Genomic DNA, 22,732 nt, shown 5'->3' on the forward strand with positions numbered 1-22,732 from the left:
TCGCCGTTCTCTGCGTGCGGCTGGTTGTCGCACATCTCAAACCTCGTTATAAGGGTTAGTGGCATCCCGCCACCCACCCGATGCGTCCCTCTATGACGCATGACCTTGCCTGGGATTAAGCAAGTTGGAGCGTTGACATGGACCATGGAAGTTTTGTCATCAAGAACCTGTTCAAGCACTACAACGTCCACGTTGAACAGCTAGGTAAGCATCCGCAAAAAAACACCGTGCTCATGGTCAATGGGGCACTGTCCACCACGCGCTCCTTTGCCCGCACCAGCAAATGCCTGGCCGAGCATTTCAATGTGCTGCTGTTTGACTTGCCCTTTTCGGGCTACTCCCGCGAACACAATACCGACCTCGACCTGGTGACCAAGGACGATGAAGTCCAAATACTCCGCGCCCTGGTGGAGCGCTTTGAGGTCAACCATCTGGTATCGGCCTCCTGGGGTGGCATTTCTACCTTGCTGACCCTGGCGCATAACCCGCCCTCCATCAAAAGCTCGGTGGTGATGGCCCTGGCGCCCAACCTTAACCAGGCCATGCTCGATTACGTGGAACGCGTGCGCGTGCTGATCGAGGCCGATGACAAATCCGCCGTCGGGCATCTGCTCAACGAGACCGTCGGCAAATACCTGTCGCCACGCCTCAAGCGCAATAACCATCGACACCTGTCGACCATGGCCACCACCGAGTACCGCCAGGCGCGCTTCCACATTCACCAAGTGCTGGCCTTGGGCGATGGCAACTACCTGCCGGCGCTCAAGCGGATTGAAACACCGGTGCATTTCCTGAACGGCGCCCTGGACGAATACACCCCGGCCGCCGAGGCGCAGTTGTTCAAGCAATACGTGGGGCGAAGCAGCTTTGCCGTGGCCGAACACACGGGCCACTTGCTGGACCTTGAATCCAACGAAGCCGCGTCGGCGGTGCACCGTGAACTGCTGGATTTCCTGGTGGGAAAAGGCGCAACGAATGGCGCATAATCGCCGACACATAGCCTGCTAACAAAAGGGTCCACATGCCGAATCGCGCCCCTCTCGATGCCAAGACCGCCCGCTGGCTACCCTGGGTGGTAGCGATTGCCTTCTTCATGCAGTCGCTGGACGGGACGATTCTCAACACGGCACTCCCGGCCATGGCCCGGGACCTCGCGGAAAACCCACTGCGCATGCAAGGGGTGGTGATTGCCTACATGCTCACCGTCGCCTTGCTAATTCCGGCCTCGGGCTGGATCGCCGATCGCTTCGGCACCAAGAAAATCTTCTTTGGCGCGATCATGCTGTTCAGCATTGGTTCGCTGCTGTGCGCCCTGTCGAGCAGCTTGACCATGCTGGTAGGCGCACGCGTGATCCAGGGCTTGGGCGGTGCATTGATGCTGCCGGTCGGGCGATTGGTGGTGTTACGTGCCTACCCTCGCTCGGAACTGGTGCGCATCATGGGCTTCATTACCATCCCCGGCCTGCTCGGGCCGCTGCTTGGCCCGACCATGGGCGGCTGGATGGTGCAATACCTGACCTGGCACTGGATCTTCCTGATCAACCTGCCGGTGGGCATGATCGGCTGCTACGCCGTCTGGAAACTCATCCCGGACCTGCGCGGCAGCGAGCGCACACGCTTCGACGGCGTCGGTTTTGTGCTGTTCGGCGCGGCAATGGTGCTAATCACCATTGCCATGGAGGGCCTGGGCGAACTGCACTTGCCGCACCTGCGGGTGATGTTGCTGCTGTTCAGCGGGCTGGCGTGCCTGGCGGCGTACTGGCTGCGTGCCGGGCATATCGATAACCCGCTGTTTTCACCGGTGCTGTTCAAGACCCGCACCTTCGCCGTGGGCATCCTCGGCAACCTGTTCGCACGGCTGGGCAGCGGCGCCCTGCCGTTCCTGGTGCCGTTGCTGTTGCAGGTGGCATTGGGTTACTCGCCGTCGGAAGCCGGGATGAGCATGCTGCCGCTGGCGGCGGCGGCGATGTTTGCCAAGTCTATTGCGCGCACATTGATCGAGCGCCTGGGCTATCGCATCGTGCTGACCGGCAACACCTTGTTCCTCGGCATCATGCTGGCAAGCATGGGCCTGGTGAGCGAGCAAACGCCCTACCCGCTGCTGTTGTGCATGCTGGCGGTGCTCGGGGCGATCAACTCCCTGCAATTTACGGCAATGAACACCGTCACCCTGATCGACCTGGACGACGCCCAGGCCAGCAGCGGCAACAGCTTACTGTCGGTGGTCGCGCAATTGTCCCTCAGCCTCGGCGTAGCCTGTGCCGGTGCGTTGCTCGGCGGCTTTACCGCCGAAACCGGCAATGACGGGGTAGAAAGCGTACTCGGCGCATTCCAGTTGACCTTCCTCACCGTGGGCATCATGGCGATGCTGGCCGCAGCAATCTTCCTGCAGTTGTCGCCTAAAAGCGGCGTCAAGATGCAGGCTTGAAGCCTTAAGCTGCAAGCTGCAAGAATACCGCTCTACACTTGCAGCTTGCCGCTCACAACTTGCCACTGCCCGCCCCCCTCGTCCGGAACATGCAGGGAATTTCGCGGCGGGCTGATACACTACGCGACATTTTGTTTTGCAGAGCCAGTTCCGTGACTACCATCGCCACCGCTTTTAATACTTTGCCCCTGTCCGCCGCCATGCTGGCTAACCTCGACTCGCTGGGTTATGTCGAGATGACGCAGATCCAGGCGCAGAGCTTGCCGGTGATCCTCAAGGGGCTGGACCTGATTGCCCAGGCCAAGACCGGCAGCGGCAAGACCGCCGCATTCGGCATCGGCCTGTTGAACCCGATCAACCCGCGCTATTTCGGCTGCCAGGCCCTGGTCATGTGCCCGACCCGTGAGCTGGCCGACCAGGTTGCCAAGGAAATCCGCCGCCTGGCCCGCGCAGAAGACAACATCAAGGTGCTGACCCTGTGCGGCGGTGTGTCCCTCGGCCCGCAGATCGCCTCCCTGGAACATGGCGCCCACGTCATCGTCGGCACCCCGGGCCGCATCCAGCAGCACCTGCGTAAAGGTTCGTTGGTGCTGGACGGTTTGAACACGCTGATCCTCGACGAAGCCGACCGCATGCTCGACATGGGTTTCTACGACGCCATCGAAGACATCATCAGCCAGACCCCAGCGCGTCGCCAGACCTTGCTGTTCTCAGCCACCTACCCGGTGAGCATCAAGCAACTGGCCTCGAAATTCATGCGTGCGCCGCAGCAGGTGAAAGCCGAGGCGTTCCACTCCGACGACCAGATCGAGCAGCGTTTCTACGAGATTTCGCCGGATGAACGCATGACCGCCGTGACCAAGGTGCTGGCGCATTTCCGCCCGGCCTCTTGCGTGGCCTTCTGCTTTACCAAGCAGCAAGTGCAGGAAACCGTGGACCACCTGACCGCCAAGGGCATTTCCGCCGTTGGCCTGCATGGCGACCTGGAACAGCGCGACCGTGACCAGGTGCTGGCGATGTTCGCCAACCGCAGTACTTCAGTGCTGGTTGCCACCGACGTGGCCGCCCGTGGTCTGGACATTGACTCGCTGGACATGGTGATCAACGTCGAACTGGCACGCGACTCGGAAATTCACATTCACCGCGTGGGCCGTACCGGCCGTGCCGGTGAGACGGGCATCGCGATCAGCCTGGTGGCGCCGTCCGAAGCGCACCGCGCCCAGGCCATCGAACAGTTGCAGAAAACCCCGCTGAACTGGGACCAACTGGACAATCTCAAGCCACAAAGCGGTGGCCCGCTGTTGCCGCAGATGAGCACGTTGTGCATTGCGGCCGGCCGTAAAGACAAGGTCCGCCCGGGCGATATCCTCGGTGCACTGACGGGTGAAGCCGGCATTCCCGGCGCCCAGGTCGGCAAGATTGCGATCTTCGATTTCCAGGCGTTCGTCGCCGTGGAGCGCGGGATCGCCAAGCAGGCGCTGCAGCGTTTGAATGATGGCAAGATCAAAGGCCGTTCGTTGCGCGTTCGCATCCTGTAACGGCACCAACGCCCCCTGCAGGAGCGAGCCTGCTCGCGAAAAACCTTGGCGCGCCGCGTTTGACCAGACAGCACGTGTCATCGCTGAAGTTTTTCGCGAGCAGGCTCGCTCCTACAGAAATCGTATCGATTCATGTATGAGGACACCGTTTTGCGCTCGACCGAAGTTGTGATCATTGGCGCCGGCGCCGCAGGCTTGATGTGTGCACTGACCGCCGCCGGGCGTGGGCGCAAGGTGATGTTGGTCGACCATGCGAACAAGGCCGGCAAGAAGATCCTGATGTCGGGCGGTGGCCGCTGCAATTTCACCAATATGTACACCGAGCCGGCCAACTTTCTCTCGCACAACGCGCACTTCTGCAAATCCGCCCTGGCCCGCTACACCCAGTGGGATTTTATCGGGCTGGTGGCCAAGCACGGCGTGCCGTATCACGAGAAGAAACTCGGCCAGCTGTTCTGCGATAACAAGTCCAGCGACATCCTCGGCATGCTGCTCGATGAGTGCATCCAGACCGGCGTAGACCTGCACCTGGATACCTCCATCCAGGAGATCGCCAAGGTCGACGGGGGCTACCAATTGCAGACCACCCTGGGCGAACTGAGCTGCGAATCCCTGGTAATCGCCACCGGGGGGCTGTCGATTCCGACCCTGGGCGCTACCGGTTTTGGTTATCAGGTCGCCAGGCAATTCGGCCATGAAATACTGCCGACCCGCGCGGGTCTGGTGCCATTCACCATCACCGATCAGCTCAAGGAGCTGTGTGGCGAGTTGTCCGGCACCTCCGTGGATTGCCTGGTCACCTGCAACGACCAGAGCTTTCGCGAGAATATCCTGTTCACCCATCGCGGCCTCAGCGGCCCGGCGATTTTGCAGATTTCTTCGTACTGGGAGTCCGGCGACACCGTGGAGATCAACCTGCTGCCCGACCATGACGCCCACACCTGGCTGCAACAGCAACAGGTCGAGCATCCGAACAGCGAGTTGAAAACCCTGCTGGGCGAAATCTTCACCAAGAAGATGGCCAACCTGCTGGCGCAAAGCTGGTTCGTGTCCAAGCCGATGAAGCAGTACACCCACGCCGAAATCGCCGAGATCGCACACAAGCTGTCGAGCTGGCAGTTGGTGCCCGCGGGCACCGAAGGCTATCGCACGGCCGAGGTGACGCTGGGCGGGGTGGATACGCGGGAGGTCTCGTCCAAAACCATGGAGTCGCTGAAAAGCCCGGGCCTGTACTTCATCGGCGAAGTGTTGGATGTGACCGGTCACCTGGGGGGCTTCAACTTCCAGTGGGCCTGGGCGTCGGGCTATGCCGCCGCACAATATGCCTGACGAAACCGCATCAAAAATGTGCGAGGGGCTTGCTCCCGATAGCGGTGGGGCAGCTACAGATGAGCGGACTGATCCACTTCCATCGGCAGCAAGCCCCTTCCCATTTGGATTGCATTCCACATTGAGAATGGGTGGCGGGAATAAATTTTGCTGTCGGATGTGATCGCCACGCTTGCCGTGGCGTCATTACTGGCTCAATTTAGCGGCATCGTCCCGGAAGACTCCAGACTTCATGTCATCGACCTCGTTCAAGCAGTCCATGCGGCGCCTGTGGGCGCTGGATAAATTCAGTTACAGCGTAAGGGTATTCATCGCCCTCACCGGCAGCATGGCGCTGTGCTGGTATCAGGATGAAATGACGCTGCTGATCCCGTTGTTCCTGGGGATTATCGCCAGCGCCCTGGCCGAGACCGATGACAGCTGGCAAGGCCGCCTCAATGCCCTGGCGGTGACGCTGGTGTGTTTCAGCATCGCAGCACTGTCGGTGGAACTGCTGTTCCCTTACCCCTGGATCTTTGCGATTGCCCTGGCCCTGGCCAGTTTCGGCCTGACCATGCTCGGGGCGCTGGGCGAACGCTATGGTGCGATTGCCTCGGCGACGCTGATCCTGTCGGTGTACACCATGATCGGCGTGGACCAGCGTGGTGGTGCCGTCACGGATTTCTGGCATGAACCGCTGCTGCTGGTGGCCGGTGCAGCCTGGTACGGCGTGCTGTCGGTGCTGTGGCAGGCGCTGTTTTCCAACCAGCCGGTACAACAGAGCCTGGCACGGCTGTTCCGTGAGCTGGGACGCTACCTCAAACTGAAGTCGTCGCTGTTCGAGCCCATCCGCCAATTGGATGTGGAAGCACGGCGCCTGGAATTGGCCCAGCAAAATGGCCGGGTAGTCGCAGCGTTGAACGCGGCGAAGGAAATCATCCTGCACCGTGTGGGCAATGGTCGGCCAGGTTCGAAAGTCAGCCGCTACCTGAAGCTGTACTTCCTCGCCCAGGACATTCACGAACGCGCCAGCTCCTCTCACTATCCCTACAACGCCCTGGCCGAAGCCTTCTTCCACAGCGACGTGCTGTTCCGTTGCCAGCGCCTGCTGCGCCAGCAGGGCAAAGCCTGCCAGACCCTGGCCGAGTCTATTCAGCTGCGCCAGCCGTTCATCTATGACGACAGCTTCGCCGAAGCCCTGGGTGACTTGAATGCATCCCTGGAGCACCTGCGTATCCAGAGCAACCCGGCCTGGCGCGGCCTGCTGCGTTCGCTGCGTGCCCTGGCGGCCAACCTGTCCACGCTCGACCGCCTGCTGAGCGACGCCAGCAACCCCGACGCCTTGGCCGACGCTACCGACAGCAGCTTGCTCGACCGCTCGCCGCGCAACTTCAAAGAGATGTGGACGCGCCTGCGCACCCAGCTGACGCCGACGTCGTTGCTGTTTCGCCATGCTTTGCGCCTGCCGCTGGCCCTGAGCATCGGCTACGGCATGGTGCACTTGATTCACCCGTCCCAGGGCTACTGGATCATCCTCACCACGCTGTTCGTATGCCAACCCAATTACGGCGCGACGCGACGCAAGCTCGGCCAGCGGATCATCGGCACCGCCATCGGCCTCACCGTGGCCTGGGCGCTGTTCGACCTGTTCCCAAGCCCGCTGGTGCAATCGATGTTCGCCATCGCCGCCGGCCTGGTGTTCTTTATCAACCGCACCACCCGCTACACCCTGGCCACGGCGGCGATCACCCTGATGGTGCTGTTCTGTTTCAACCAGGTAGGCGACGGCTACGGGCTGTTCCTGCCACGCCTGTTCGATACCTTGCTCGGTAGCGTGATCGCGGGCCTGGCGGTGTTCCTGTTCCTGCCGGACTGGCAAGGCCGGCGCTTGAACAAAGTGCTGGCCAATACCCTGACCTGTAACAGCATCTACCTGCGCCAGATCATGCAGCAATACGCCGTCGGTAAAAGCGACGACCTGGCCTACCGTCTGGCCCGCCGCAATGCACACAACGCCGACGCGGCGCTGTCCACTACCCTGGCGAACATGCTGATGGAACCGGGGCACTTCCGTAAGGAAGCCGACGTGGGTTTCCGCTTCCTGGTGCTGTCCCATACCTTGCTCAGTTATCTGTCAGGGTTGGGCGCGCACCGTGAAACCCAGCTGCCGGCCGAAGTACGTGAACATTTGATCGAGGGTGCTGGCAATACCCTGGCGGCGAGCATCGATGAAATCGCCACGGGGCTGGCCAACAAGCAGCCGATTGCGATTCAGAGCGATGCCGAGGAAGCGATGGCCGCGGAGCTGGAGCAGATGCCGGATGAGATCGACGAAGGGCAGCGTCTGGTACAGACGCAATTGGCGTTGATCTGTCGGCAATTGGGGCCGTTGCGCACGTTGGCGGCGCATCTGATCAAGGATACCGGCGCAGCCTGAGCCACTATCGGGAGCAAACCCCGTCTCACGTTGGGTCGGGTTTACACAATCGAAATGTGGGCGAAGGCTTGCCCTCGATGAGGTCCGGGAAAAACACTACATCCCGTGCTCTTTCATCAACCGTTCATAACTGCCATCAGCCTTCATCCTGGCAATCTCCCGATCAAAGCCGGCAACAATCTGAGCGTGGTCCGGGTTCTTCAGGCTCACCAGGATATGCAGGCTGTTCTCGCTCAGCGGCTTGGGCAGAAACTCCACGGCATTGCGCACCCGGGGCGACTCCCGCGCCAGGTAGTAGCGGGCAACATATTCATCTTCCAGCGTCAGCCTGACGCGCTGTGCAGCGAGCATGCGCACGGCCATGGCGAAGTTGTGCACCGGCACCTTCTGCAACAGCGTGTCCTGATCGAAGGCTGACGAATAGGCATACCCACGCACGACAGCGACAGGTTCACCGTGCAGTTGTTCCAGGTTCTGGTAGTCGATAGGGTCGTCGCGGCGCTTGATGAAACGCACGCGGTTGAGCAGGTACTCACCGGAAAACTCCCCCAGCTGCGTGCGGGCATCGTCGTACCAGGCATTGATCAGCACGTCGTAGCGCCCGTCGCCAACCCCCATCAGCGCACGAGCCCAGGGCACCTGCTCGAAATCGCTGGCGTACCCGGCGCGGGCCAACGCCGTGCTGACGATATCGGTGGCCAGACCGCCGTTGACCAAGGTCGAATCAGTGAACGGTGGCCAGGCATCCGCGACCAGGCGCAAACGCTGCGCCAGCGCGGGCTGGGCCAGCAACAACACTGCAATCAAAGCAACGGCACGAGAAAATCGCGGCATGCTCAAAGTCCTTGGCGGGCAGGCGATGGCCTGATAACAGTAGCTCATCAATGAACCTGCATTGCAGATTACACAAAGAAGTCAGCGCCGGACGCAGAGAATGATGGCAAATTGACGCCATTCACAAAAATGCACGATTTAGACAGCAGCCGTCGACGCGCTTACTATCCGGTACAGGTATTTCCAAGAGCACACATCATGACGGTTGATTGGGTCTGTAAGCATCACGACGATTTGGGCAAAGAACAGCTCTACGCCATCCTGCACCTGCGCAACGAAGTGTTTGTCGTGGAGCAGAAATGCGTTTATCAGGACATCGACGGGCAGGACCTGTCAGGCGATACCCACCACCTGATGGCCTGGAAAGATGATGAACTGGTGGCGTACCTGCGCCTGCTGGACCCGGAGTCCCAGGGTGGCGACGTGGTGATTGGCCGAGTCATCGTAGCCCCTTCGGCGCGCGGTACCGGCCTTGGGCACCAGATGATGGAAGAGACGCTCAAGCGCATTGCTGATATCTGGCCTGACATGCCGATCTTTCTGTCAGCCCAGGCGCATTTGCAGGGGTACTACGGGCGGTACGGATTTGTGGTGGCGGGTGAGGAATACCTCGAGGACGATATTCCCCATATTGGTATGCGCCGCGCCTGATCACGTCATCGGGAGCACTGTTCAGGGGTAACCCAACACCTGCTTGATCTGGCCGAGATTTACTTCGATCCAGCGCCGATCAATTGCCCCCCAGTTGCGAATCCGATAGTGCCCGGCATGGTTGCGGGCACCGTCTTCCTGTTCGAACTCACACACAATATCCAGATCGGCCAGCGCCGTAATCGTGTCCTGCGCCGTGCGCCGGGGCATACCGGTGACGTCGGTCAGTGCCGGGACATTGCTGGCCAGCTGGCTGTCGATCAAGTACGCCACGTACAAGCGGCGGTAAAAGCTGCTTTTGGTCTTGCTCACATCCATGGTCATTCGCCTTGTGCGGTCAGGGCTTGCCCTGCAGGTCGCGATACGTGAGGTACACCCGCAGGTCGAATTCCACCTGATGGTAACCCGGCATCATGTAGTCGCAGAGTTTGTAGAACGCCTTGTTGTGGTCCGATTCCTTGAAGTGCGCCAGTTCATGCACCACGATCATGCGTAGAAACTCCGGCGCCGCCTCCTTGAACAACGCGGCAATGCGGATCTCTTTCTTGGCCTTGAGGTTGCCGCCCTGCACCCGGGAGACCGTGGTGTGCAAACCCAATGCGCGATGGGTCAGGTCCAGGCGGTTATCGAACAACACTTTGTCGATGGCCGGGGCATTGCGCAGGTGTTCCTGCTTGAGTGCCAACGCGTAGGCATACAGCGCTTTATCGCTCTGCACCGCGTGGCGCTCGGGATAACGCTGCTCCAGGTAGGCGCCCAACTGGTCTTTGGCGATCAGTTGGCGCACCTGCTCCTGGAGCGCGGCGGGATAGGCCTGGAGGTATTTCAACGCAGTCATGGGGGTCTGCAACGGGGCTCGAAAGGCCACCAGTGTAGCGAATTCAAAGCGGGCGGGGGTGGGTCCAGGCCGCAACCTCCTCGGCGAGCAACGGTTGCGCCGCTAAAGGGCCCTGGATAAACAGGCAGCCATTGGCCTTGAGCCACACGGCTTGCTCCTGCGTTTCCACGCCCTCGGCGATGACCGACACATCGAAGTGTTCACACAGCTGGATAATGCTGCGCGCCATCGCCGCATCCCGCTTCGAGCCCGGCAGGCGAGCCACCAGTTGCGGGTCCAGCTTGAGCGTATCGAACTCCAGATCGCGTAAATGGGCCAACGAGCAGCGACCCGCGCCGAAATCGTCCAGCGCAATGCGCACACCGAGCTGGCGCAGCAACTTGAGCTGCCTGGTGGATTCTTGCAGGTTGTTCATCAGGCAGTCCTCGCTGATTTCCACCTCCAACTGCCGGCCTTGCAACCCATGTCGCTCCAGTACCTGCTGCAACTGGTTCACGAGGTTGGGCATGTTGAACTGGCTGATGCTCAGGCTCACGCTCAACACCAGCTCGCTATCAAAATTGACTTGCCACGCTTGGCGCTGAGCCGCGACCTGCTGGTAGATCCAGGTACTCAGCTGGCTGATCAGGCGAGCCTCTTCCAGCAACGGTAAAAACAGCCCCGGGGGAACGTCGCCGACGCTCGGGTGCTGCCAGCGCAGCAGCGCCTCCACGCCCCGCAGACGCCCATCTTCCAACGACACCTGTGGCTGGAACACCAGGGTGAACTCCTTGTTCTCGATGGCGGTACGCACACTGTCTTCGAGCATCAACCGTGAGCGGGCGCGGCCGTTCATGTCTTTATCGTAATAACGATACTGTTGACGGCCCGCGCGCTTGGCTTCATACATCGCGATATCCGCCGCCCGCAGCAGGCCGCTCAAGTCCGAACCGCAGTCCGGGTACGTCGCAATACCAATGCTGGCCCCGAGCATGACATCCAAACCATCGAGGTGCTGACAAACAGACACCCGCTCGATCAGCTTTTCCGAGATTTTCGCCGCCTGTTCCGGGAACTCAAGCTCCAATAACGCGGTGAATTCGTCGCCCCCCATACGTCCGAGAATGTCGTAGGAACGCAGACACGCCTGCATCTGCTCCGACACCCAGCGCAGCACGCGGTCGCCGGCGTCGTGGCCCAAGGTATCGTTGACCCGCTTGAATCCGTCGAGGTCCAGGTACAACAACACCAGCGATTGATCATTGCGCTCGCTGCGCAGCAGGGTGCTCTCCACCGCCTGCTGGAAGCCACGCCGGTTCAATAGCCCGGTCAGCGGGTCGGTGACCGCCTGGAACTCCAACTGTTGGTGAAGATGGTGTACTTCGGACATGTCCAGCACCGTCACCACCATGGCCTTCTGCTCAACGGGCAGAGGTGCGCAAGACAACGCCACCGGCACTTGCTGACCGCGAAGGGTACGCAAAATCGCGTCGTGCTGGCGCCACATTTCCCCTTTGCGATACGCCTCGTACATCGGAAAACCCAACCAGGCAGGCACGTGGGGCTTTTGCAGGAAACTCAGGAAACTTTCACCCTGCAACTCGGCCATTGTGGCGTTGAGCAGGCGCGAAATCGCCGGGTTGGCGTACTGGATGACGCTGCCCTCACCCACCACCAAAATGCCCTCGGCAGCGTTGTCCAGCACCGAGGCATTGAAGGCACGGGCAGACTCCAGGTCATGGCTCAGGCGCTGCAAGGCCCGCCGATTACGCTGGTGCTCCAGCAACACCTGCACTTTGGGCTTGAGGATGTTCGGGTCAAAGGGTTTGAACAGGTAATCGATGGCACCGCTGGCATAACCTTCCTGCACCGCGGCAGAAGATTGGGCATGGGCCGTGAGAAAGATGATCGGCGTCATTCGCGTGCGCTGGCTGCCACGCATCAAGCGCGCCACTTCAAAACCATCCATGCCGGGCATGCGCACGTCCAGCAGCACCAGATCAATTTCGTGGGCCAGCAGTAATTCCAGGGCTTCCAGGCCGGAAGCGGCGGTGATTACCCGCCAGTCTTCCCGCTGTAACAATGCACGCATGCTGATGAGATTTTCAGGGTAGTCGTCGACCACCAAAAGAACCGAACTGCCATCGCCGTGGTGTGGAGCACAATCCATGCTACGTCTCTTCCTTTGGGAGCTGCACCGGTCACTTCTAAGACTAAAACCGGACAAACACTGAGGCATCACTCTAGACCCGGTTCTAAAAAAGCAGAAGTGAAGTGAATGCCATCATTGCGCCAATGGTCAGGAAGCCGACTAACGGTCAAACCCTGCAGGCCACGCCCCCCGCGACATATGGCTTTTTGGCATTCCGTTGACGCCAATAAATTGCCAGGAAGTGTTTAACAACCGGCGCGAACCCACCTATAAAGAATCTGTGAAGCCCCCGGGCTAAAGCTTTCAACCCCCCTGCAATAAGGCCAACGCCATGATCGACCTTTCCACTTGGAACCTGAGCATTCCTGTCGGCTCCCCGCCCGCAACCATCGACACGCCGAAGCTGATGAGCGGTTTCAACGACCAGTATTTCCAGGCTGAAGGCAGTAACGTGCAATTCTGGACACCAGTGACCGGCACCCGCACTGAAAACGCCATCTACCCACGCAGTGAATTACGTGAGACCTACGCCGACGGCAGGTTGCGCAACTGGACCTATCCGGAAGCGAACAACTTCCTGCGGGCGACCCTGGAGGTCAACCAGGTGCCATCGTCCGGGAAAGTCGTGATCGGACAGATTCATGCCTACGACAGCCAGAAGCCGCTGATCAAGCTCGAATACCAGTTCAAGGAGAAAACCCAGACCGGCAACATCGTCGCCAAGGTGCGCATGCGCCCGGATGACGGCGAAGGCCGCGTGGTGACCATCGCTTCGAATGTGCCGCTGGAGAAGAGTTTTACCTACGTGATCAACCTCAACAAAGCCGGCTTGCTCAGCGTGTATGCCGCCGACGGCGAGTGGAACGAGCGAATCGGCGCGGCGTGGGGGACCAAGCCGTTGTACTTCAAGGCGGGGGTGTATGTGCAGGACAACAGTGGGGATAGCAAGGAAGGCGCGCGAGTGACGTTTGCCAAGTTGGATATTGATCACGAATAAACCACGCGCAGGCATCGAATCCCAACCGAAAAAAAAGCCCGCATCACTGCGGGCTTCTATTTAAACGCGAGGCTTAGTTCACCTTAGCGTTCAACTCACCTTTCAAATACCGCTGGTACATCGCTTCCAACGAGATCGGCTTGATCTTCGAAGCATTACCGGCCGTACCGAACGCTTCGTAGCGAGCGATGCACACGTCGCGCATTGCCGTTACGGTAGCGCCGAAGAACTTACGTGGGTCGAACTCGCTCGGGTTGGTCGCCATCAGGCGACGCATCGCACCGGTGGAAGCCAGGCGCAGGTCGGTGTCGATGTTGACCTTGCGCACGCCGTACTTGATACCTTCGACGATTTCCTCAACCGGTACGCCGTAGGTTTCTTTGATGTCGCCGCCGTACTGGTTGATGATCGCCAGCCACTCTTGCGGTACCGAGGAAGAACCGTGCATCACCAGGTGGGTGTTGGGAATGCGTTTGTGGATTTCCTTGATGCGGTCGATGGCCAGCACGTCGCCGGTAGGTGGCTTGGTGAACTTGTAGGCACCGTGGCTGGTACCGATGGCGATGGCCAGGGCATCAACCTGGGTCTTTTTCACGAAGTCGGCAGCTTCTTCCGGGTCGGTCAGCATCTGGCTGTGATCCAACACGCCTTCGGCGCCGATGCCGTCTTCTTCGCCGGCCATGCCGGTTTCCAGGGAACCCAGGCAACCCAGTTCACCTTCAACCGATACGCCGCAGGCGTGGGCCATGGCCACGGTTTGTTGGGTGACGCGTACGTTGTACTCGTAGTCGGTCGGGGTCTTGCCGTCTTCACCGAGGGAGCCGTCCATCATTACCGAGCTGAAGCCCAGTTGGATGGAGCGCTGGCACACGTCAGGGCTGGTGCCGTGGTCCTGGTGCATGCACACCGGGATGTGCGGGAATTCTTCGATCGCGGCGAGGATCAGGTGACGCAGGAACGGCGCACCGGCGTATTTGCGGGCACCGGCCGAAGCCTGGACGATCACCGGGGAGTCGGTCTTGTCAGCGGCTTCCATGATGGCGCGCATCTGCTCAAGGTTGTTGACGTTAAAAGCTGGGACGCCGTAGCCGAACTCGGCTGCGTGGTCCAGCATTTGACGCATGCTGATAAGTGCCATTGTGTTGTCTCTCCCGATCGAGGGTCGTTAATCGTGCAAGCCTGCCGTAGCGGCGGCGGCTATTCAAGTTATTGCAGATCAAGGGGTTAAGGCTTGGCCTGCTGAATCGTTATTGCAGTGTCCGATTCAAAATCCATGTCACTTTGGAACCGGATCTACTGTGGGAGCGGGCCCGCTCCCACCTCTGGATCTCATTAAATTCCAGACCGTGTTCTTACTGGGCTTTGCAGCCCCGTCCGATCAAGTCATCGGTGGCGACCCAGTAAACCAGGCCTTCCTCACCTTTTGTGTGAAACGCCAGTTGGCCGTCGCTGTACAGCACGCCCGAGGCGGCAACCTCTTGTTTGAGGCGGTAAACCTGGTCGGAACCGCCGAGGCGCACATCCACCTCATTACGGGCCGCATTGGCAAAACGCCAGTTGACCTCGGCCTTGCTGTCGCAGGTCCAGGTGGTCCACTTGTCTGTCGACTCTGCCTTATTGAACATATTCATGCTGCTGCAACCAGCCAGAAGTGCCAGTGCCGCCAGGGCGAAAACGCCTTTCATTGCCAATCCTCGAACGGCGACCCAGGGGCCGCCACTGCTGTCGGTTAGTTGATCAGACCCATCAAGGGCAACCCTGTTCCTGACCGTTGGGCGCGGCGTCGTATTTCTCCAGCCGCTCGTTGCCGATGCGCTTGTTGATCACCGGCATGGTTTCGGCTTGCCAGTCGGCCTGGTAGCAGCTGTGCTTGTGCGGCGCATCGGCTTTATCCGCCTCGGACGCCACCCGCGGCGGGCTACCGCAGGCGACCAACAGGCCTGCGGTGATCACCAATGCCAGCGACTTGATCATGGGAATGCTCCTTTTCCGGATCACGCGCCTTAACCTTTGGCCCGGGTTTCCAGCACTTCAACGGCTGGCAGCACTTTGCCCTCGACGAACTCGAGGAACGCGCCGCCACCGGTAGAAATGTAGGAGATCTGGTCAGCAACGCCATATTTATCGATGGCCGCCAGGGTGTCGCCGCCGCCGGCAATGGAGAATGCCGTGCTTTCAGCAATCGCCTTGGCCAACACTTTGGTGCCGTTGCCGAACTGATCGAATTCGAACACGCCGACCGGACCGTTCCACAGGATAGTCTGGGAAGACTTCAGCAATTCGGCGAAGTTAGCCGCGGTTTGTGGGCCGATATCCAAGATCATATCGTCGGCAGCCACGTCAGCGATCAGCTTGACCGTCGCCTCGGCGCTTGCAGCAAACTCCTTGGCTACTACCACGTCGACCGGCAACGGCACGCTGACTTTGGCAGCGATGGCACGGGCGGTGTCGAGCAGGTCCGGCTCATACAGCGACTTGCCCACCGGATGGCCGGCAGCGGCCAGGAAGGTGTTGGCGATACCGCCGCCGACAATCAGTTGATTGCAAATCTGGCTCAGGCTGTTGAGCACGTCCAGTTTGGTGGACACCTTGGAGCCGGCCACGATGGCGGCCATCGGTTGAGCCGGAGCCCCCAGGGCCTTGCCCAGTGCATCCAATTCGGCAGCCAGCAGCGGGCCGGCAGCCGCGACCTTGGCGAACTTGGCCACGCCATGGGTCGAACCTTCGGCGCGGTGAGCGGTGCCGAAGGCATCCATCACGAACACGTCGCACAGGGCCGCGTATTGTTGGGCCAGTTCGTCGCTGTTCTTTTTCTCGCCCTTGTTGAAGCGCACGTTTTCGAACAACACGATGTCGCCCGCCTTTACGTCGACGCCGTTCAGGTAATCGGCCACCAGCGGCACCTCACGCCCCAAGGCTTTGCTGAGGTAATCGGCTACAGGCTTGAGGCTGTTTTCGGCGGAGAACTCACCTTCAGTCGGGCGACCCAAGTGGGAGCAGACCATCACGGCCGCACCTTTTTCCAGGGCCAGCTTGATGGTCGGCAGCGAGGCCAGGATTCGCGCATCGCTGGTGACAACACCGTCCTTGACTGGGACGTTGAGGTCTTCGCGGATCAGTACGCGCTTACCTTGCAGATCGAGGTCGGTCATCTTCAACACGGTCATGGGTCGCAGTTCCTGAATTACTGTTGAGGTTGTTTAGAAGCGATGTGCAGATAGTGTTCGGCAACATCCAGCATGCGGTTGGCAAAGCCCCATTCGTTGTCGAACCAGGCCAGGATGTTCACCAGCCTCGGGCCGGAAACGCGGGTCTGGCTGGCATCGACAATCGCCGAATGCGGGTCATGGTTGAAATCACAACTGGCGTGGGGCAACTCGGTGTAGGCCAGCAAGCCTTTGAGCGGGCCGCTGGTGGCGGCGTCGCGCAGGATCCGGTTGACCTCCGCCGCATCCGTGTCGCTGACGGTCTGCATGGTGATATCCAGGCAGGACACGTTCACCGTCGGCACCCGTACGGCTTTGGCCTGGATTCTGCCGGCAAGTTCCGGCAAAAGGCGTTCGATACCACGGGCCAGACCTGTGGACACCGGAATCACCGACTGAAACGCCGATCGCGTGCGGCGCAGGTCTTCGTGATGGTAGGCGTCGATCACCGGCTGGTCGTTCATCGCGGAGTGAATCGTGGTGATCGACACATAATCCAGGCCAATCGCCTGATCCAGCAGGCGCAACAGCGGCACGCTGCAGTTGGTGGTGCAGGAAGCGTTGGACACCAGCAGTTCATCACCGGTCAGGCAATCCTGGTTGATGCCGTAGACGATGGTGGCGTCGACATCCGCCTCGCTGGCCATCGGCTGGGAAAACAGCACGCGTGGTGCACCGGCGTCGAGGAAACGCTGGCCATCGCCACGGGTGTGGTAGGCACCGGAGCATTCCAACACCAGGTCGACGCCCAACGCCGCCCAGTCGATGCCCTCGGGGGTGGCACTGCGCAGCACTTTCACGCAGCTGCCATTAATGTGCAGACAATCGCCGTCAACCCGCACTTCGCCCGGGAACCGGCCGTGGGTGGAGTCAAAGCGTGTCAGGTATTCGATACTGGGCATGTCGGCCAGATCGTTGATCGCGACAATTTCAAACCCGGCCGCCGCCCCTCGCTCGAACAGAGCACGCAAGACGCAACGACCAATGCGGCCGTAGCCGTTGAGTGCAACTTTGTAGGGACGCGGTTGAGGCATGGGGTTCTCGCAGTATGGGCGACACAAACAACTGTAAGAGAGCGCTTGTGTGGCGAGGGAGCTTGCTCCCGCTGGAGCGCGTAGCGCTCCCAAACCGGTTGCCGAGGTGTATCTGATACAGCTCGGTCACTCGGATTGGGGCCGCTTCGCAGCCCGGCGGGAGCAAGCTCCCTCGCCACAACAAGCTCGCTCCTACAAGGGAACTCGCCTTAGTCTTCCAGCAGCTCTTCAGCCTGACCCAGGATGTTCTCCAGGGTGAAGCCGAACTCTTCGAACAACGCTGCCGCCGGCGCGGACTCACCGTAGGTGGTCATGCCGATCACGCGGCCTTCCAGGCCCACGTACTTGTACCAGTAGTCGGCGTGGGCCGCTTCGATGGCGATACGCGCGCTGACCTGCAGTGGCAGTACCGATTGCTTGTAGCCGGCGTCCTGGGCTTCGAACACGCTGGTGCACGGCATGGACACAACGCGCACGTTGCGGCCTTGTGCGGTCAGCTTGTCGTAGGCCTGAACGGTCAGGCCCACTTCGGAGCCGGTGGAAATCAGGATCAGTTCCGGCTCGCCGATGCAATCCTTGAGCACATAACCACCACGGCTGATGTCGGCGATCTGCGCGTCGGTACGCACTTGGTGCTGCAGGTTCTGACGCGAGAAGATCAGCGCCGACGGGCCGTCCTTGCGCTCGATGGCATGCTTCCAGGCCACCGCGGATTCCACCGCGTCGGCTGGGCGCCAGGTGTCCAGGTTCGGCGTGGTGCGCAGGCTGGTCAGTTGCTCGACCGGCTGGTGCGTCGGGCCGTCTTCGCCCAGGCCGATGGAGTCGTGGGTGTACACATGGATCACGCGCTTCTTCATCAGCGCGGCCATGCGTACGGCGTTGCGGGCGTATTCCATGAACATCAGGAAGGTCGCACCGTAAGGCACCAGGCCACCATGCAGGGACACGCCGTTCATGATGGCGCTCATGCCGAACTCGCGCACGCCGTAGTACATGTAGTTGCCGCTGGCATCTTCAGCCGAGACACCTTTGCAACCTTTCCACAGGGTCAGGTTGGAACCGGCCAGGTCAGCCGAACCGCCGAGGAACTCAGGCAACAGCGGGCCGAAGGCATTCAGGGTGTTCTGGCTGGCTTTACGGCTGGCGATGGTTTCGCCCTTGGCCGCGACTTCGGCGATGTAGGCCGAGGCTTTTTCCGAGAAATCGGCAGGCAGGTCACCGGCGAGGCGGCGTACCAGCTCATTGGCCAGCTCCGGGAATTCGGCGGAATAAGCAGCGAAACGCTGGTCCCATTCGGCTTCAGTGGCCAGGCCTTTTTCCTTGGCATCCCATTCGGCATAGATGTCGGCAGGAATTTCAAATGGGCCGTGGTTCCACTTCAGCGCTTCGCGGGTCAAGGCAATTTCCGCGTCACCCAGTGGGGCGCCGTGGCAGTCTTCCTTGCCTTGCTTGTTCGGCGAGCCGAAACCGATGGTGGTCTTGCAGCAGATCAGGGTTGGCTGCGCGCTCTTGCGGGCGGTGTCGATAGCGGTCTTGATTTCTTCCGGGTCGTGGCCGTCGACGTTGCGGATCACTTGCCAGTTGTAGGCTTCGAAACGCTTCGGGGTGTCATCGGTGAACCAGCCTTCGACTTCACCGTCGATGGAGATGCCGTTGTCATCGTAGAACGCAATCAGCTTGCCCAGGCCCAGGGTACCGGCCAGGGAAGCGACTTCGTGGGAAATGCCTTCCATCATGCAGCCATCACCCAGGAACACATAGGTGTGGTGGTCGACGATGTCGTGGCCAGGACGGTTGAACTGCGCGCCCAGTACTTTTTCAGCCAGCGCGAAGCCAACGGCGTTGGCCAGGCCCTGGCCCAGGGGACCGGTGGTGGTCTCGACGCCTGGGGTATAGCCGAATTCCGGGTGGCCCGGAGTGCGGCTGTGCAGCTGGCGGAAGCTCTTGAGGTCATCGATGGTGACGTCGTAGCCGGTCAGGTGCAGCAGCGAGTAGATCAGCATCGAGCCGTGGCCGTTGGACAGCACGAAGCGGTCACGGTCGGCGAACGACGGGTTGCTCGGGTTGTGCTTCAGGTAGTCACGCCAAAGTACCTCGGCGATATCCGCCATGCCCATAGGGGCACCGGGATGGCCGCTGTTGGCTTTTTGCACGGCATCCATGCTGAGGGCACGAATGGCGTTGGCACGCTCACGACGGCTGGGCATCGCTGATCTCCTGAGGATTTTGAATAGAGTGAATAAAAGAAACGGAAAAAAGGACCGGCATTTTCCCTCAGCCACCGCCTGCGGGCAATGACAGATAGTCACTTGGCGGTGTTTTTCCTGTGCTTCGGGCGGCAATCGCCTGCAGAAACCTTTCACCGGTTCGTCTGTAAGACTATAGGCGCTGCTTATAACCGCCACTTATCGATCAATATCAAAACTTTTTGATATTGACCTTGCGAGGATTTCCACCCATCACTAGACTGCTGGCCTTATGAACCTACCCGTGCCCTCCCTGCGCCCCGACGACGGCGATGAACTGGCAGCCTTGTGCAAGGCCGCTGGCGATCCGTTGCGCCTGAACGTATTGCGTGCACTGGCCAACGACTCCTTCGGCGTGCTGGAACTGGCGCAGATCTTCGCCATCGGCCAGTCGGGCATGAGCCACCACTTGAAGGTGCTGGCCCAGGCCGACCTGGTGGCCACCCGTCGTGAAGGCAATGCGATCTTCTACCGCCGCGCCCTGCCCCATACCGAGCTGCTCGGCGGCAAACTGCACGCGGCGTTGCTGGACGAAGTGGACAACCTTGCGCTGCCGCCAGATGTGCAGTCGCGTATCGCTCAAGTGCACGGGCAACGCGCCGCCGCCAGCCAGGATTTTTTCTCACGGGTCGCCGAGAAGTTTCATGCCCAGCAGGACCTGATCGCCGGCTTGCCCCAGTACCGCGAGAGCGTACTGGCGTTGTTGGACAAGCTGAGCTTCAGTGAAGAAGCGACCGCACTGGAAGTCGGCCCTGGCGATGGCGGTTTCCTGCCCGAACTGGCACGCCGCTTCGGGCAGGTCACCGCACTGGACAACAGCCCGGCCATGCTCGAACTGGCGCGCCAGTTGTGCGAGCGCCAAGCGCTGGGCAACGTCAGCCTGCAGTTGGCTGACGCCCTGAATCACACCAGCCTGCGGGCCGACTGCGTGGTGCTGAACATGGTCTTGCACCATTTCGCCGCCCCCGCCGACGCCCTCAAGCAAATGGCCGGGTTGCTGCACCCCGGCGGTAGCCTGCTGGTTACGGATTTATGCAGCCACAACCAGAATTGGGCCAGGGAGGCCTGCGGTGATCTCTGGTTGGGGTTTGAACAGGACGATCTGGCCCGTTGGGCCACCGCTGCGGGACTCGTTCCCGGGGAAAGCCTCTATGTAGGTTTACGTAATGGTTTCCAGATCCAGGTTCGCCATTTTCAGCGACCGGCTGGCGACACTCACCATCGGTAAATATCAGGAAAACATCGAGATGAGCGAATACTCCCTTTTCACCTCCGAGTCCGTGTCTGAAGGGCATCCGGACAAAATCGCCGACCAGATTTCTGACGCGGTGCTGGACGCCATCATTGCTCAAGACAAGTTCGCCCGTGTGGCGTGCGAGACCCTGGTGAAAACCGGTGTAGCGATCATCGCTGGCGAAGTGACCACTTCGGCCTGGGTCGACCTGGAGCAGATCGTCCGTGATGTGATCACCGACATCGGCTACAACAGCTCCGACGTTGGCTTCGACGGCGCCACCTGCGGCGTGATGAACATCATCGGCAAGCAGTCCCCCGACATCAACCAAGGCGTGGACCGTGCCAAGCCGGAAGATCAAGGCGCGGGCGACCAGGGCCTGATGTTCGGCTACGCCAGCAACGAAACCGACGTGCTGATGCCTGCACCGATCACCTTCTCGCACCAGCTGGTACAGCGCCAGGCCGAAGCCCGTAAATCCGGCGTGCTGCCGTGGCTGCGCCCGGACGCCAAATCCCAGGTGACCTGCCGCTACGAAGGCGGCAAAGTGGTCGGTATCGACGCCGTTGTACTGTCGACCCAGCACAACCCGGACGTGTCCTACGCCGACCTGCGAGAAGGCGTGATGGAGCTGATCGTCAAGCACGTGCTGCCTGCCGAACTGCTGACCAAGGATACCCAGTTCCACATCAACCCGACCGGCCAGTTCATCATCGGTGGCCCGGTAGGCGACTGCGGCCTCACCGGTCGCAAGATCATCGTCGACAGCTACGGCGGCATGGCCCGTCACGGCGGTGGCGCGTTCTCCGGTAAAGACCCATCCAAGGTTGACCGTTCCGCAGCCTACGCCGGTCGCTACGTGGCCAAGAACATCGTGGCCGCCGGCCTGGCCGAGCGTTGCGAGATCCAGGTGTCCTACGCCATCGGTGTGGCACAGCCTACATCGATCTCGCTGAATACTTTCGGTACCGGCAAGATCAGCGACGACAAGATCATCAAGCTGGTACGCGAGATCTTTGACCTGCGCCCTTACGCGATCACCACCATGCTCGACCTGCTGCATCCGATGTACCAGGAAACCGCAGCCTACGGTCACTTCGGCCGTACGCCTACGCAGAAGACCGTCGGCGACGACACCTTCACTACGTTCACCTGGGAAAAAACCGACCGCGCCAACGACCTGCGCACTGCTGCCGGTTTGTAATCGCTCGCGGTACTCAAGCCCCGCCCGGTTAGCCCGGCGGGGCTTTTTATTGCCCGGTGGTTTGCGAACGAAGCGCACATATTTTGGATCCAAACCTTGCAGGCCAAATAATGGCCCTCTAGAATCCGCGCCCTCTCGGGCCCTTCACCTTAATTTGGATATTGCACTGCGCCCGCCCGGGACGGATAAGCGCGCAGGCAATCGAACATTGAGGTTTTCATGCGCATTTCCACGCTCGCCCCTGCCGCACTTCTGCTCAGCCTGTTCACCCTGCCGGCTCACGCCGCTGACCTGAGCGCACTGAGCGGTGCCCTGAGCTCGCAACTGGGTGGCGGTAATTCCGGCGATTGCCAGCAACACGCCAAAGACCTGCAAGCCAAGATCGATGCAGCCAACGCTCAGAACGACGTCCTGAAAGTGAGGGCATTTGAAGCTGCGCTGGAGCAAGTCAACAAAGGTTGCAACAAACTCGCCGAGTCCCAGGCCAAAGTTGACGCCAGCCAGCAAAAGCAGCAGGCCAAGGCGCAGAATAATGATGCGGTGAAAGCCTTGGGTGGCCTGTTCAAGTAAGCGGAAACACCCGGTAAAAAGCCCCGCGCGTCCGGGGCTTTTTTGTGGCCGTACGGATCACTTAGGCTGGGCGCCC

20 protein-coding genes are annotated in these 22,732 nt (G+C 60.5%); 10 read left to right on the forward strand and 10 right to left on the reverse strand.

Annotated elements, in window-relative coordinates; translation table 11 throughout:
• Window positions 1–137: 137 nt before the first annotated feature.
• The 5 genes from M5B97_RS05165 to yccS all read left to right on the forward strand — a co-directional run bounded on the left by M5B97_RS05165 (window position 138) and on the right by yccS (window position 7,711).
• A complete protein-coding gene (locus M5B97_RS05165; RefSeq protein ID WP_123717232.1) occupies window positions 138–986 on the forward strand; it encodes an alpha/beta hydrolase in 849 nt (282 codons plus the stop codon).
• A 35-nt stretch (window positions 987–1,021) separates the two neighbouring features.
• Complete coding sequence (gene mdtD, locus M5B97_RS05170; protein WP_134659100.1) at window positions 1,022–2,428, forward strand: multidrug transporter subunit MdtD; 1,407 nt, start codon at window positions 1,022–1,024, stop codon at window positions 2,426–2,428.
• A gap of 200 nt (window positions 2,429–2,628) precedes the next feature.
• Window positions 2,629–3,966 (forward strand): ATP-dependent RNA helicase DbpA, encoded by a 1,338-nt coding sequence (dbpA, locus tag M5B97_RS05175; RefSeq protein WP_248731085.1) that lies wholly within the window; start codon window positions 2,629–2,631, stop codon window positions 3,964–3,966.
• 150 nt (window positions 3,967–4,116) lie between these two features.
• On the forward strand, window positions 4,117–5,295 hold the full coding sequence (locus M5B97_RS05180) for an NAD(P)/FAD-dependent oxidoreductase (RefSeq protein WP_248730929.1): 1,179 nt from the start codon (window positions 4,117–4,119) through the stop codon (window positions 5,293–5,295).
• Between the two features lie 232 nt (window positions 5,296–5,527).
• Window positions 5,528–7,711, forward strand: a complete 2,184-nt coding sequence (gene yccS / locus M5B97_RS05185) for a YccS family putative transporter (protein WP_248730930.1) — start codon at window positions 5,528–5,530, stop codon at window positions 7,709–7,711.
• 96 nt (window positions 7,712–7,807) lie between these two features.
• Here yccS and M5B97_RS05190 read toward each other — a convergent pair whose 3' ends face one another.
• Entirely contained in the window at window positions 7,808–8,545 is a 738-nt protein-coding gene (locus tag M5B97_RS05190; protein WP_123717228.1) for a transporter substrate-binding domain-containing protein, read from the reverse strand.
• Between the two features lie 198 nt (window positions 8,546–8,743).
• Between M5B97_RS05190 and M5B97_RS05195 the strand changes: the two genes are divergently transcribed.
• Window positions 8,744–9,196, forward strand: a complete 453-nt coding sequence (locus M5B97_RS05195) for a GNAT family N-acetyltransferase (protein WP_123717227.1) — start codon at window positions 8,744–8,746, stop codon at window positions 9,194–9,196.
• Window positions 9,197–9,217: 21 nt separating this feature from the next.
• On the opposite strand, the gene M5B97_RS05200 is transcribed toward M5B97_RS05195, so the two are convergent.
• From M5B97_RS05200 to M5B97_RS05210, 3 genes are read right to left on the reverse strand one after another with little or no spacing between them, the layout of a single operon-like run.
• Entirely contained in the window at window positions 9,218–9,514 is a 297-nt protein-coding gene (locus tag M5B97_RS05200; protein ID WP_248730931.1) for a winged helix-turn-helix domain-containing protein, read from the reverse strand.
• A gap of 19 nt (window positions 9,515–9,533) precedes the next feature.
• Window positions 9,534–10,034 carry a M48 family metallopeptidase gene (locus M5B97_RS05205; RefSeq protein ID WP_123717225.1) on the reverse strand — a complete coding sequence of 167 codons (501 nt, stop codon included), beginning with the start codon at window positions 10,032–10,034 and terminating at the stop codon, window positions 9,534–9,536.
• Between the two features lie 43 nt (window positions 10,035–10,077).
• Window positions 10,078–12,183 carry an EAL domain-containing protein gene (locus M5B97_RS05210; protein ID WP_134659108.1) on the reverse strand — a complete coding sequence of 702 codons (2,106 nt, stop codon included), beginning with the start codon at window positions 12,181–12,183 and terminating at the stop codon, window positions 10,078–10,080.
• Window positions 12,184–12,496: 313 nt separating this feature from the next.
• Here M5B97_RS05210 and M5B97_RS05215 point away from each other — a divergent pair, with 313 nt between their 5' ends.
• Complete coding sequence (locus tag M5B97_RS05215) at window positions 12,497–13,162, forward strand: polysaccharide lyase family 7 protein (RefSeq protein WP_123717223.1); 666 nt, start codon at window positions 12,497–12,499, stop codon at window positions 13,160–13,162.
• A 73-nt stretch (window positions 13,163–13,235) separates the two neighbouring features.
• On the opposite strand, the gene fba is transcribed toward M5B97_RS05215, so the two are convergent.
• From fba to tkt, 6 genes are all read right to left on the reverse strand, one after another.
• A complete protein-coding gene (gene fba / locus M5B97_RS05220) occupies window positions 13,236–14,300 on the reverse strand; it encodes a class II fructose-bisphosphate aldolase (protein WP_003177554.1) in 1,065 nt (354 codons plus the stop codon).
• Between the two features lie 214 nt (window positions 14,301–14,514).
• Window positions 14,515–14,847 (reverse strand): MliC family protein, encoded by a 333-nt coding sequence (locus M5B97_RS05225; RefSeq protein ID WP_123717222.1) that lies wholly within the window; start codon window positions 14,845–14,847, stop codon window positions 14,515–14,517.
• A 61-nt stretch (window positions 14,848–14,908) separates the two neighbouring features.
• A complete protein-coding gene (locus M5B97_RS05230; protein WP_248730932.1) occupies window positions 14,909–15,136 on the reverse strand; it encodes a hypothetical protein in 228 nt (75 codons plus the stop codon).
• A 29-nt stretch (window positions 15,137–15,165) separates the two neighbouring features.
• On the reverse strand, window positions 15,166–16,329 hold the full coding sequence (locus M5B97_RS05235) for a phosphoglycerate kinase (protein ID WP_123717220.1): 1,164 nt from the start codon (window positions 16,327–16,329) through the stop codon (window positions 15,166–15,168).
• A 17-nt stretch (window positions 16,330–16,346) separates the two neighbouring features.
• On the reverse strand, window positions 16,347–17,402 hold the full coding sequence (gene epd, locus M5B97_RS05240) for an erythrose-4-phosphate dehydrogenase (protein WP_123717219.1): 1,056 nt from the start codon (window positions 17,400–17,402) through the stop codon (window positions 16,347–16,349).
• A gap of 209 nt (window positions 17,403–17,611) precedes the next feature.
• Window positions 17,612–19,609 (reverse strand): transketolase, encoded by a 1,998-nt coding sequence (tkt, locus tag M5B97_RS05245; RefSeq protein WP_123717217.1) that lies wholly within the window; start codon window positions 19,607–19,609, stop codon window positions 17,612–17,614.
• Window positions 19,610–19,880: 271 nt separating this feature from the next.
• On the opposite strand from tkt, the gene M5B97_RS05250 reads away from it, so the two are divergent.
• The 3 genes from M5B97_RS05250 to M5B97_RS05260 all read left to right on the forward strand — a co-directional run bounded on the left by M5B97_RS05250 (window position 19,881) and on the right by M5B97_RS05260 (window position 22,656).
• Window positions 19,881–20,876, forward strand: a complete 996-nt coding sequence (locus M5B97_RS05250; RefSeq protein ID WP_248730933.1) for a metalloregulator ArsR/SmtB family transcription factor — start codon at window positions 19,881–19,883, stop codon at window positions 20,874–20,876.
• Window positions 20,877–20,895: 19 nt separating this feature from the next.
• Window positions 20,896–22,086, forward strand: coding sequence for a methionine adenosyltransferase (metK, locus tag M5B97_RS05255; RefSeq protein WP_248731086.1), 1,191 nt, complete (start codon window positions 20,896–20,898; stop codon window positions 22,084–22,086).
• A gap of 219 nt (window positions 22,087–22,305) precedes the next feature.
• Window positions 22,306–22,656, forward strand: a complete 351-nt coding sequence (locus M5B97_RS05260; RefSeq protein ID WP_123717214.1) for a hypothetical protein — start codon at window positions 22,306–22,308, stop codon at window positions 22,654–22,656.
• Window positions 22,657–22,732: the final 76 nt, after the last annotated feature.

It is taken from the genome of Pseudomonas sp. MWU13-2517 (genome assembly GCF_023242545.1).
GTDB lineage: Bacteria > Pseudomonadota > Gammaproteobacteria > Pseudomonadales > Pseudomonadaceae > Aquipseudomonas.